11 protein-coding genes and 1 pseudogene are annotated in these 12,544 nt (G+C 40.3%); 7 read left to right on the top strand and 5 right to left on the bottom strand.

Going from position 1 to position 12,544, the window contains the following annotated elements:
• Positions 1-489, top strand: a pseudogene (locus ACEW8O_RS16425) (ATPase); the annotation flags it as partial.
• 122 nt (positions 490-611) lie between these two features.
• Here ACEW8O_RS16425 and ACEW8O_RS16420 read toward each other — a convergent pair.
• From ACEW8O_RS16420 to ACEW8O_RS16410, 3 genes are all read right to left on the bottom strand, one after another.
• A complete protein-coding gene (locus ACEW8O_RS16420; RefSeq protein ID WP_373495711.1) occupies positions 612-1,040 on the bottom strand; it encodes a hypothetical protein in 429 nt (142 codons plus the stop codon).
• Positions 1,041-1,136: 96 nt separating this feature from the next.
• Positions 1,137-1,760, bottom strand: a complete 624-nt coding sequence (locus tag ACEW8O_RS16415) for a response regulator (RefSeq protein WP_373495710.1) — start codon at positions 1,758-1,760, stop codon at positions 1,137-1,139.
• Positions 1,757-2,788, bottom strand: coding sequence for an ATP-binding protein (locus ACEW8O_RS16410; RefSeq protein WP_373495709.1), 1,032 nt, complete (start codon positions 2,786-2,788; stop codon positions 1,757-1,759). Before ACEW8O_RS16410 ends, ACEW8O_RS16415 begins: the two co-directional genes overlap by 4 nt.
• A 310-nt stretch (positions 2,789-3,098) precedes the next feature.
• Here ACEW8O_RS16410 and ACEW8O_RS16405 point away from each other — a divergent pair, with 310 nt between their 5' ends.
• The 6 genes from ACEW8O_RS16405 (at position 3,099) to ACEW8O_RS16380 (ending at position 10,028) form a co-directional block, all read left to right on the top strand.
• The gene (locus ACEW8O_RS16405) at positions 3,099-5,273 is read left to right on the top strand and encodes a penicillin acylase family protein (protein WP_373495708.1); all 2,175 of its coding nucleotides are present in this window, start codon (positions 3,099-3,101) and stop codon (positions 5,271-5,273) included.
• Positions 5,274-5,646: 373 nt separating this feature from the next.
• Positions 5,647-6,849 carry a hypothetical protein gene (locus tag ACEW8O_RS16400; RefSeq protein ID WP_373495707.1) on the top strand — a complete coding sequence of 401 codons (1,203 nt, stop codon included), beginning with the start codon at positions 5,647-5,649 and terminating at the stop codon, positions 6,847-6,849.
• Positions 6,850-7,004: 155 nt separating this feature from the next.
• Positions 7,005-8,645: a hypothetical protein gene (locus ACEW8O_RS16395; RefSeq protein WP_373495706.1), complete on the top strand. Its 1,641-nt coding sequence runs from the start codon at positions 7,005-7,007 to the stop codon at positions 8,643-8,645.
• A gap of 113 nt (positions 8,646-8,758) precedes the next feature.
• The gene (locus tag ACEW8O_RS16390) at positions 8,759-8,917 is read left to right on the top strand and encodes a hypothetical protein (protein ID WP_373495705.1); all 159 of its coding nucleotides are present in this window, start codon (positions 8,759-8,761) and stop codon (positions 8,915-8,917) included.
• Positions 8,918-8,920: 3 nt separating this feature from the next.
• Entirely contained in the window at positions 8,921-9,496 is a 576-nt protein-coding gene (locus ACEW8O_RS16385; protein WP_373495704.1) for a helix-turn-helix domain-containing protein, read from the top strand.
• On the top strand, positions 9,459-10,028 hold the full coding sequence (locus tag ACEW8O_RS16380; RefSeq protein ID WP_373495703.1) for a Fic family protein: 570 nt from the start codon (positions 9,459-9,461) through the stop codon (positions 10,026-10,028). Before ACEW8O_RS16385 ends, ACEW8O_RS16380 begins: the two co-directional genes overlap by 38 nt.
• A gap of 298 nt (positions 10,029-10,326) precedes the next feature.
• On the opposite strand, the gene ACEW8O_RS16375 is transcribed toward ACEW8O_RS16380, so the two are convergent.
• Positions 10,327-10,965: a LysE family translocator gene (locus ACEW8O_RS16375; RefSeq protein WP_373495702.1), complete on the bottom strand. Its 639-nt coding sequence runs from the start codon at positions 10,963-10,965 to the stop codon at positions 10,327-10,329.
• Positions 10,962-12,512: a GH3 auxin-responsive promoter family protein gene (locus ACEW8O_RS16370; RefSeq protein WP_373495701.1), complete on the bottom strand. Its 1,551-nt coding sequence runs from the start codon at positions 12,510-12,512 to the stop codon at positions 10,962-10,964. Before ACEW8O_RS16370 ends, ACEW8O_RS16375 begins: the two co-directional genes overlap by 4 nt.
• Positions 12,513-12,544: the final 32 nt, after the last annotated feature.

Here is a 12,544-nt window from a genome sequence, read left to right as displayed (position 1 = left end):
GATGATGAAAAGGACATCAAAGAAGCCAATAAAAAAGTGATGAAAGCATTTGGTATGAAAAGCGGTGCCGCACATACTGAATTTATCAAAGGAAAAGAAGATGGGAAGATTTACTTTTTAGAGACCTCTTCAAGAGTTGGTGGTGCCCATTTGGCAGAAATGGTAGAAGCCGCTACGGACATTAATCTATGGACAGAGTGGGCCAAAATCGAAGATGCAATTTGCAAAGAAAAAGACTATAAGCTCCCAAAAGTCAAAAAGGGATTTGCCGGAATTGTACTGACACTTTCCAAATTCAAAGAACCTGACCTTTCATCATTTGAAGATCAGGAGGTGTTTTTCAAGGTTCCATTGGATTATCATGCCGGTTTGATAGTAAGGTCGAATAGTCATGGCAGAGTACGGGAATTGCTGGATGATTATGCGGAAAGGCTAACGAGGGATTTTTCGACTGTAGCAGAACAGGAAAAAATCAAAAAATTCCATTAAAAAAAATGCCGGAGAAAATGAGATTTCTCCGGCAGAGCTTTTAGATCGGATGATTTCGGGGTGATAATCGCAACGATTCAACTTACTCTTTTTACACTAGGGCTTATTAATTTAATTCTTTTTCAACAAGCAATCAATACTTCTTCCACATCCATTTCTTTTGAAATATCTTCAAGAATCTGCGGGATTTTTTTCATTTGAACCGATTTATCAACTACCCAATCAAATCCTTGGTGTAAATAAACTTTTCTTAGTAAGGGACCAATATGAGATTTGCACAACATTATTCTGCAATCGGGATTGATCTGTTTAATTCTTTCTATAGTGAGATCAGGAGAGTATTTGCCTGAGGCAAGTTTGAGGCAAACGTTGATGATCACAAGGTTTATCTTTTTTTCCAATATCCTTTCTTCAAGCTTTTCAAGGCAATATACGCTTCCGTCAATTTCCAAAAATGGCAAATCTTGAATCATATCCTGGATTTTGACAGTATTGCTTGGCGCAAAATCGAAAAATAATGCTTTGATAGGATGTTCTGTTCGTGTCAACATATTCGAGATAAATATTTATACAAATCTATCTTGAACTGATCAAAAAAAAGGTAGTTGTAAAACGGATTATCTTGTCATGGTTTGTACTACAAACACTCAGATCAGACCAAATTCAAAAGCATACCTTGTGATCTCGGCATTGTTCTGTAGGCGCAATTTTTCCAAAATCCGCAGCCTGTAAGTACTTATGGTATTGACGCTCAGGCTGAGTTGTTGGGCTATTTCAGAGACGGTTTTTCCTGAAGCAATGTGGGTCATCACTTCCATTTCCCTGTCTGACAACTTATTATGGAAAAGTATCGGTTCCTCTCCTATATTTTCCGCCATTATTTCATACACCTTGGGACTCAGGTATTTTTTACCTTTCATTATTTTGGTGATTGCCTTTTCCAATTCCTCACCGGCACTTTCTTTACTTACAAAACCTGATGCGCCTGCTTTAAGTGTTCTCAGGGCATAATGCTCCTCTGCCTGCATGCTCAAGATCAGGATTGGTACTTTGATCCCATTTTTTCTTGCCTGCTTCAACACTTCGATCCCATTAATTCCCGGCATGGAAATATCAAGAATGATCAAATCCCAATCTTCTTCATTGATCCTATTAAGAGCTTCGTTTCCTGATGTCACCTCAAAGGCTTTCATTTGTGGATATGCATCTTCCATCAGTTGGATGATGCCCTTACGTACAATCGGGTGATCGTCAGCAATCAGTACTTTCATGGTTTCATTTTTAGAGGCATTTCCAATATAACCTTAGTCCCTTGTCCTTTTCTGCTTTCAATTTCAAACTTCCCCCCTATACTTTCAATTCGCTCTTTCATACCAAATACTCCTAAGGATTTTTGGTTTTTCAAAATCGCAGGATCAAATCCCTGACCATTATCAGAAACCTCCAAAACAATTTTTTCATTTCCGAAACTGACCAACACATTCACGTGAGTACATTTGGCATGTCTCATAATATTGGTCAAAGATTCCTGATAAACCCGGAAAATAGCTGTTACTTTTTGGTTATCCGTTTGCTTTTCCTCACCTAGGTACTGAAAAAAAACCGGAATACCACTTGTTTTTGTAAATTCATCAGCCTGCCATTCCAATGCCGCCAAGAGTCCGAAATCATCCAAGATACCTGGACGGAGGTTTCTTGAAATATTCCTCACAGTTCCGATTGTCCGGTCTATCTGATTGATTACATTTCTCAGTTTCTCAGTGACAAAGCTCTCAAGATGCTGACTTTTTCTCAAAATATAATCAATCTCCATTTTGAACCCCGTAAGTCTTTGCCCCAATTGGTCATGGATTTCCCGGGCGAGGGTAGCCCTTTCATCTTCCCTTGCCAATTGCATGTGGGTATTCAGATTTCTGATGGATTCATAAGAATTTTTTTGTTCGTCCTGGGCTTTTTTTCTTCCCCTTATATCCCTGATTACTATTCCCAATAAATCGTCTTTGACTATTGCCTCCAATTCAAGCCAGGAATCTACCTCGATTTCTTCTACTATCTCTGTCGCCTCATTCCTCGCCTTTGTGATAAAGTCAACTATTTTTTGATCCATATCAAGGGCTTTAAGATTAGTCCGGTTAATTTTATCCTGATCCCACCCCAATACCTCAGAAGCCTTTTTGTTTATAAAAATTATTTGATCGTCCGGATCCAAAACCAAAATTCCATCCGAAAGACCCTCAAAAAGCATCAGGATTTTTAGTGATACAGTTTCATTTTTTTTGAAATATTTTTCTTCAAGCATGTTCTATTCGATTTCCAATACCAATAAACAAAAATCAATCCTATATCCGACTTTTAATATCGCTTTTTTGGTGGATAAAACTAAATTAAGTTTATTAAAATCTTTATCAATTGGATTGCAATGATGTCGGATGACGGATGACCGATGTTGGATCACCTAGAGAATTAAAAGGCAAAAAGTCAAAATGTGAAAAATATGAAGTTCAATTTTCTAATTTTAAAATTTTCCAATCTTTCCATTAAACCCATTATCCATTTGCTTCTTTGGACATTTTGCTATTTTTAGGGAATTATAATCAAAAGCCCAAATCATGCTTAAAAGAACATTATCAGTCATCGCATTTTTCTGTCTTGTGATTGGCTCCTATTCCCAAGCAAATCTTGAAAGATGGGAACAAAGAGCCCAAAACACTGAAATCATCCGAGACCAATGGGGAATTCCGCACGTCTATGGCAAGTCTGATGCTGATGCAGTTTTTGGAATGATCTACGCTCAATGTGAGGATGACTTCAACCGGGTAGAGGTCAATTATATCACGGCAATGGGAAGGATGGCAGAAGTGGAAGGTGCAAATCAGGTTTTCGCAGACCTTAGAATGAAGCTTTACATAGATGAGGAGGTTGTCAAAAATGAATACCAAAACTCTCCAAAATGGCTGAAAGACCTGATGGATGCCTGGGCTGATGGGATCAATTATTTCCTTTATAGCCATCCGGAAGTCAAACCCAGACTCATCACTGAATTTGAACCTTGGATGGCTTTGACATTTAGCGAGGGTAGTATTGGGGGTGATATCGAAACCATTTCAGTCAATCAATTGAAAGCTTTTTATGACAAAGACTTCCATGCCAATCTGGTTTATGCGGAAAGAAATTGGGAGGAGGAACCTCGGGGATCTAATGGTTTTGCAATTGCTCCTAAACTTTCAAAAACAGGAAATGCATTATTGATGATCAATCCGCACACTTCTTTTTATTTCAGACCGGAAGTCCATATGGTCAGCGAAGATGGATTAAATGCCTATGGAGCGGTTACATGGGGACAGTTCTTTATTTACCAGGGATTCAATGAATTTAACGGTTGGATGCATACTTCTGCAAAGGCAGATGCCATTGACCACTTTGCCCTGACTGTCGAGAAGAGAAAAGGCAAATACTATTATAAGTTTGGAAAACAGTGGAGACCTTTGACCGAGAAACAAATAAAAGTCCATTACAGGGAAGGTAATGAAATGCTATCGAATGAATTTACCGCTTTTTACAGTCACCATGGTCCTGTCATCAGGGAAGAAAATGGGAAATGGGTAGCCATTGCCCTGATGGTGGAGCGGGAAAAAGCCCTGACCCAATCTTATAATAGGACTAAAACAAAAAACCATGCGGAGTTCAAAGCCAATATGGAACTGAAGACCAATTCGTCCAATAGCACTGTCTATGCGGACCGGGATGGAAATATCGTCTTCTACCATGGGAATTTTATTCCTGTGAGGGATCCTCAGTTTGATTGGAGAAATGTAGTGGATGGTAGTAATCCTGCTACAGATTGGAAAGGTTTGCATGAAATTGGGGAAATGATCTACATTGAAAATCCTGAAAACGGGTGGATACAGCACTGCAACTCAACACCATTTACGGCTGCGGGATCATATAGTCCAAAGCGGGAAGATTATCCACCATATATCGCTTGGGACCTCGAAAATGCCAGGGGAGTGAATGCGGTCCGGATACTGTCATACAAAAAAGACCTCACCTTGGAATCTTTGATAAGGGATGTGGCTTACGAACCTACATTGATGGCTTTTGATCCTATCATTCCTTCTTTGATCGAAGCATTTGAACGCATTCCCAACAATGATTCTAAAAAACTGAAATTGAAAGATCCGGTTGGCACACTTGCCATGTGGGACTTGAAAACCGATGTGCATTCAGTTGCAACTTCCCTGGCTGTATTTTGGGGAAATCAGCTGATCTCTGAGGCAATGCAACTGGACAGACCTTGGGATGCCTACCTTTTTGATTTTCTTGCCGAAAATACACCGGATGAAATGAAGATCAGAACTTTGGAAAAAGCCATACAAAAGCTTGAAAGTGATTTCGGGACATGGGAAACCCCTTGGGGAGAAATCAACCGCTTCCAACGTGTAACCAGTGAAATCCAGGGACAATTCTATGATGAGCTGCCAAGTCTGCCTGTGGGTTATAATTCCTCACTTTGGGGTTCATTGGCCGCTTATGGAAGCAGGCCCTATCCCAATACCAAAAAATGGTATGGCAATGTGGGCAATAGCTTTGTTGCGGCTGTAGAATTTGGTGAAAAAGTAAGAGCCAAATCCCTTTTGGCCGGTGGACAAAGTGGCAATCCATATTCTCCCCATTTTGTGGATCAGGCAGAGTTATATGTGAAAGGGGAGTTCAAGGATGTCAGCTATTATAGAGAGGATGTGCTTGAGAATGCCAAGAGGATTTATAGGCCGGGTGAAAGATAGGAGTTAAAAGTTGGAATTAGAAAGTCGGTGTCTGACGATGTCCGATGTCCGAGGACCGATGTTTGCGTCGTCATTGCGAGGAGCACTCGGGAAACTTTGATACCTTGAATATCCCTTTGTGCGACGTGGCAATCTCAAAGACTGGATTCCTGGTGTCAGTGACTTTTATTGGAGGGCTTCGAAGATAAAATGAATTTAGGGATATTAAATCTCGATTTACCCTATTTCTATAGGTCACTCTCTTTTCTGAAAGAACATATCTCAAATCTCATGTCTCACGTCTCAAATCTCACGTCTCCCATCTCATATCTCACTCAAAAAAACTTTCAATCCATTGACTTTATTTTTAAATTGTCAAAAAATTGAAATTGCCATGAACCATAATTTTTCCACCGCTACTTTGACAGAAACTTCCTATTCCAAAACGGAAACTAATGTCAAATCAATCCCTACTTACATCTATGCCTCTGTTTTTGCATCACTTTGCATTGCCGTTGGTTTGCTTTGGGATATTTCCTGGCACATGAGTGTGGGAAGAGATGGCCTGTTTTCTCCTCCACATATTGGCATTTACCTTGGGGCAGTTATTGCCGGGGTATTTTCAGGAGTCAAAGTACTCAAAACAAGTTTTTGGGGGACAAAAGAAGAGAAAGCCCAAAACATTAAATTCTGGGGCATTTTTCATGGTTCTCTTGGGGCTATGTTCTGTATTTGGGGAGCGTTTGCAATGCTGACTTCAGCACCTTTTGATGATTGGTGGCACAATACCTATGGATTGGATGTGAAAATCCTATCTCCGCCACATGCCTTGTTGGGATTGGGTATGATCATGATTCAGTTTGGGGCGATGATTTCTGTGATTTCCATTCAAAACAAATTGGAGGGGAAAATGGATTTCAGCACCAAAAACCATTTGCAATGGATGTATGCTTTGTCTTCCGGATTCCTTTTGGCCATGGTCTATGTTTTTGTTTCGGAATACTTTTTTGTCAACAGGCTTCATGGCACCCTTGCTTATCAGGTTTCCATGTTGGTTTTCCCTGTATTTATGGTTTCAGTAGCCTATGCTGCCCCCTACAAGTGGGCGGCCACAAAAATGGCTTTGACCTATACCTTTATTATGGCAGTAATGGTCTGGATCCTCCCATTATTTCCTGCTGAACCCAGACTCAGTCCGGTTTATAACTATATTACACGCTTTCAGCCTTATCATTTTCCCCTATTACTGATTGTACCTGCCGTTTTCATTGATCTTTTGATGGCAAAATATAGATCTGCCAACAAATGGCTTTTTGCGACAATGATTGCTCTGGTGTTTGTGGCGACTTTTGTCCCTGCACAATGGTATTTCTCAGAATTCCTCAACACAGAAGCAGCAAGAGGTTGGTTTTTTGGAAGATTTTCCTGGCCATATTCTGCACCACCTGATTTTCAATATCGTTTTGCTTTCCATCCCCTTTTTATCAGCACTGGCTGGGAATTGATTTCAGGCCTTTTGATCGCAGCTGGAATAGGAATCCTCACTTCAAGATTGGGCCTTTCTTGGGGAAACTGGATGAAACAGGTGAAAAGATGATTTGGTTATCGGATTTCTTGCCATTTGACCCTAGAATAATTTACATACTTGACCGAAGTCCGATGTCCGATGTAACGCCTATTTAAGCATCTGACCACATATTATATTCAATTTCCGCCTGCTTTCATTTTGCGGATATCCAAAAAATATATACCATGAAAAATATCCTAATTAATTTTTTTTTACTGATCGGTAGTTTGGCATTCAGCAGTCATGTGGGCAGCCCAGGTGTAATCTATGAAGGTTTATTGGGTGAATACCGCATTTTGGCCAACGTCAATCCACCGGATGTTATACCAGGGATAGCATTGGTTACGGTGATTATTCCTGAAAATCCAGAAGGCATTACCTTGGAGGTAAGACCGGTATATTGGAGTGCAGGTCTGAAAGGTACACCAGTAGCAGACCCCATGCTTCCCGTGAATGGGGAACCGGGGAAATACGAAGGTGAGCTTTGGTTTATGGCAGGAGGGACATCAAGTGTACAGGTTATCCTGAAAGAAAATGGAGAGACTTTCGATACCATTATCCCCATTATGGCCATGCCTACAGCACAAAAGGACATGCCCCTGGAACTTGGAATACCCTTGACTATTTTGGGAATATTGTTGGTAATTCTGATGGTTACCATTTTGGCCTCTGCCATGGGTGACAGTATCCGGGAACCGGGACAGGAGCGCAGCAAAAAAGCCAACCGGAAAAAACAAATCGGAATGGTCATAGGAATTGCAGTAGTAGGCCTTATCATTAGGGGCGGTAAATCCTGGTGGGATGCCGAGGCCAATATGTACAGGTCATCTTTGTACAAACCATTTGAAGCCAAAAGCTTTTTCCAACAGGAAAGTGACGGAGATTACATGCTCATGAAAATAGATTCAACGGTTCTTGACTATGGCCGGATTACCCGGAAACTCAGTTATATGGTTCCGGATCATGGTAAACTCATGCATTTGTTTTTGATAAGAAAAGGAGATTTGGACGTTTTCGCCCATATTCACCCACAAAGAATAGACACACTCAATTACAAAGTCAAACTCCCTCCCCTTCCAGGTGGGGATTACCATGTTTTCGCGGATATTACACGATATACTGGCTTTTCCGAAACCATTGTTTCTGACCTGACTATACCTGACCGAAAGGATTTCAACCTTGTATCCAATCAGGAAGTAATATTAGGGAGAGATGACACCTACACTTTTTCCAACCCTGTCACCAATAAGGTCAGCACCTTGGATGGTGATATTATGGTCTGTGGTAAACCGGGAATCAAAACTGACCTGCCCGGTGGCTATACTGCAATCTGGGAAACAGAGACAGGGAAATTTGATGCCGGTAAATTGTATAACCTCGATTTTGCCTTATTTGGTCAAGCCGGTGAACCTGCCAAACTTGAGCCCTATTTAGGCATGATGGGGCACGCAGTTGTCCTAAAACATGATGGTTCGGTGTATATTCATCTCCACCCTACCGGTAATTATTCCATGGGTTCACAACAGATGCTATTGGAAAGATTCGAAACAGGTAAAATCGGATTCACTAACCTACCCACAGTTCATAGTTTCCCAGATAGCATTGATAGGGTCATTGAATTTTTGGACCAACTTCCGGATGCAGAAAGAGACAGTCTGCTGATGGGTGACATGTCCCATTGGGAATGGACTGACGAGGAGCATGAAGAGCACAGTATGGTCAGATTCCCCTATGCTTTTCCCCAAGAAGGAAATTACCGCATCTGGATACAGGTTAAAATTGATGGAAGGATTGTTAACGGGGCGTTTGATGTGGAAGTGGAGTGAGGGGGAAGAGGCAAGAATCAAGAGCAATCATCAAAGAGTTTAATAGCAAAAAATATCAGTTTGTGTATGGTCACAATAATGCCAATAAAAATATTTTGGTCGTTTGGTGAAATGTGGAAGATTGGAGCATTGATGACTATAAAACCAACACCGAAGTATTGAAAAAGGAACAGGCAAACTATCAATATGACTTGCTCTACATCAACGATCAGTTACATATAGAAGGATATCAGCCTATTGAAGAAGTATTAAAAAACAAAATGTTATCGTAACCTATGGCATTGGCTGTCAACATAGAGGAGCTTATCAACGGAAAAACCATCGAATGGGAGAGGCTCGAATTCAAAAAAGGCTGGAATCCTGAAGATGTAATCCATACCCTTTGTGCTTTCGCCAATGACATCAACAATTGGGGTGGTGGCTACATCATATTGGGTATTACCGAAGAAAACGGCATGCCACAATTGCCTCCTTCGGGTCTTCAGCCTGACAGTATCGATAGTATTCAGGGAGAAATCACAAAATTGTGTCACTTAATCCAGCCCAATTATATTCCCATTGTGCAACCTTATTTTTTTATGGAAAGTCACATTCTGGTAATGTATGCGCCAGCCGGTGATATGCGTCCCTATACCGCCCCACAAGGTCTTGGAGGTACAGGTCAGAAAAGCAGGTTTAGTTATATCCGTAGTGGTTCGAGAACCATCAAAGCTCAGGGTGAAGACCTTCGAAGACTTCAGGAGCTTACAGCCCGTATCCCTTTTGATGACAGGGTTCATCAAACCGCAAAGCTTCAGGATTTAAATAGAAATATTGAGTTTTCCGGGACCGGTTCCTCCCATAACGGCTAAAATATTAGCTGAAAATAAAAGAATCGTTGCCAGAGATTACCGCAACCGGAGGGTAGGAGACTTTTTAAAAGAGTTGAATCTTACAGAGGGACGTGGTACCGTTATCCCAAATATCAAGCGCAGTCTTGATCGCAACCAATCTCCCGAACCGGTATTCGAGACCGATGACCAATGTTTATATTTTCTGACAGTTTTACCGGCAAATCCTGAATTTATTCTTGACCAAGTAAGCGACAATGATAACGACCATGATCGCGACAATGATCGTAACCAAGTAAGTAACCAAGCAAGTAACCAAGTAAGTAACCAAGTAAGACAGATACTTAGCTTTTGTCTTATCTCAAAGTCACGAGCCGAGATCATGGAATTTCTCGGGATAAGCAATCAATCAAAAAATTACAAAAGACATATTGAGACATTGCTTGCCAAAGGTTGGTTGGAGTTCACCCATCCGGAAAGACCACGACATCGAAATCAGAAGTACATAACTACCCCGAAGGGTAAAAAAGTTTTTGAAAATGCAATTAGATAAACAACTCGTTTTATTCCGCTACATCCACAAGCAGTTAGGTTACCAAACGTCTGAAGATTTACGGGATGAATTCAACAACAAGGAAGGTGGTGTAAGTTCTACATGGTAAACTTTTTTTGCCAGAAGGAAGGGTTCCGCTCTATTAATGACCAGATAGTTATAATTTTTCCTGTCAATCAGCCAGATGTTTTAATTGGTGAAAACAATTTTTTGAAACTTATTTAGCGGAAAATGGTGCTGAAAATATTTTTGTAACAAATAAAAAGCTTCACAAAAAAGGATGGAAATAAATTTTTTACTATGGAAACAAAACATGCCTCTCCCATGCAAACTTAATCAACCTCAGCCCGAAAAAAACCAACACAATTGCAACTACAATATTCAGATTTTTCATTAGACCGGGGGTAACGAATGATTTTAATTGTTTGGCAATGTAGGCCTTCAACAGGTCTATTGAAAAGACGGTAAACAATATCCCGAAGTAATAGAGGAAGATGTCAGTTTTATTGAAATCCTGCTTCAGATTGACCAAGCCGGCTATGGAAATCCAAAACAGCATCACAAAAGGATTGATGCCGTTGATCCCGAAACCTTTTAAGAATCCGGTTGTCTTTTTCGCCTTAGGGAAAGTCAATCCACCTGAACTTATTCTTCCCTTGTTTTTTTTGAAAAAAGCAGAAATGCCAAACCCAACCAAAACTGCCCCACCAATATAGCCCAATAACACCTCAAAATATGGGTTCTGTGACAATAAGCTGATCCCAAAAAATGTAATGATTACATATATCAGGTCACTTGATAATACACCCAATGCCAAAATAAAAGTATGGCGAAACCCGTTTTCTATGCTGTTTTGGATCAGGGTAAAAAAAACAGGGCCTATCATAGCAGACAGTAACAAACCCATACTGAAGCCTTCTAAGAGTGCCTGATTCATATTTCCACTCCATTTTCCTGAAGATACGCCAACCAGCTTTTCATTTTATCCCCTTTCAGTACTCGTGGAAATTTATTCTGACCTCCTTCCTTTCCCTGAACTTTTAGCCATCCATAAAACAAAGCAGCAGGTACAACAGACAACCTCATTTCCTTAAGTGCATGTTTCCTTTCCACGGCATAATCGTCATTAAGGACTTTAAGGTGTCCGTCTATTTTGTCCTTTAATTCCTGCTCATCGACTTTATTGTCAGTACCGGCAAACCAATGATGGGCAAACAAAGTACCATGTGGAAGCCCTAAAACCGTAAATTCACGGATATCCAGATTCAATTCCTCCTCAACCAAATGAATTGCTTTGTTCATATTGTCCACTGACAAATGTTCCCCACATAAGCTTAGAAAATGTTTTGTTCTTCCCGTGATCACAATTTCGGATTCTTCTTTGGATACAAACCGAATCACATCACCTATCTGATACCTCCAAGCTCCGGCACAGGTTGAAATCAGTAGCGCATAGTCTTTCCCCTCCTCTACTTCATCAATTTTTAAAATCTTGGCATCAGGATGGATTTCACCATTTTCATCAAAATTACTTTCATTAAAAGGTATGAATTCATGGAAAATCCCATTGTTCAAAACCAGCCTCATTGATTTCATTTCAGGTAAAGCCTGAAATGCCAAAAAACCCTCAGACGCCAAATATGTTTCCATATAAATCAGGGGCTTTGCCATCAGTTTTTCAAATCCCTTTTTATAAGGTTCAAAAGAAACTCCTCCATGGACATAGATCCTAAGATTTGGCCAAATATCATGAATGGTTTTCAATTGGTACCTTTCTATGATTTTTTCCATCAAAATCTGCAACCAAGCGGGTACTCCAACTATAATCCCTATGTCCCATTTTGGAGCCTTTTCTACTATCTGCTCCAATTTCTCTCCCCAATCCCTATTTTTTGAAATCTGTTTACCCGGTTTATAAAAAGTCTGAAACCAAATGGGAAGTCGGCCTGTGGTAATCCCGCTTAGATCACCTGAGAAATAAGTGCCATTAAACTCCAAATCGGTACTTCCCCCCAACATCAAAATACCTTTGGTAAAAAGCTCGTCAGGCAAATCATACTTGGACAAAGAGAGAATCTGTCTTACTCCTGTTCTTCGGATAGCCTTAACCATATCATTTGATATTGGAATATACTTGGAGGATGCACCTGAAGTACCAGAAGTCAACGCAAAATACCTGATGGCTTCAGGCCAGGTTATGTTTTTCTCCCCGGCTTTGAGTCTGTACCACCATTCATTGTATATCTTTTCATAATTATAAATAGGGACATGCTGGGCAAATGCTCTATAAAAACTATCATCCCTTTTCTTAAACTCCTTCAAAATCTCACTGAATTTATATTTTCTGCCAAATTCAGTCTTCGCAGCTTTTATTAAGAGTTTTTTTAGTTCTACTTTTTGAAGTTCAAAAGGAGAGCTGTATTCCTGCTCCAAAGAATCCCTTAATCTGATGCCTTTTTTTAGCAATGTACCCAATATAGCCATATCTTTGTTTGGATTGAATTCACCAAATTAAA

Origin of the sequence: Aquiflexum sp., from assembly GCF_041749095.1 — a bacterium.
Taxonomy (GTDB): Bacteria; Bacteroidota; Bacteroidia; order Cytophagales; family Cyclobacteriaceae; genus Aquiflexum.
This window is presented reverse-complemented; position numbering and strand designations above follow the sequence as displayed.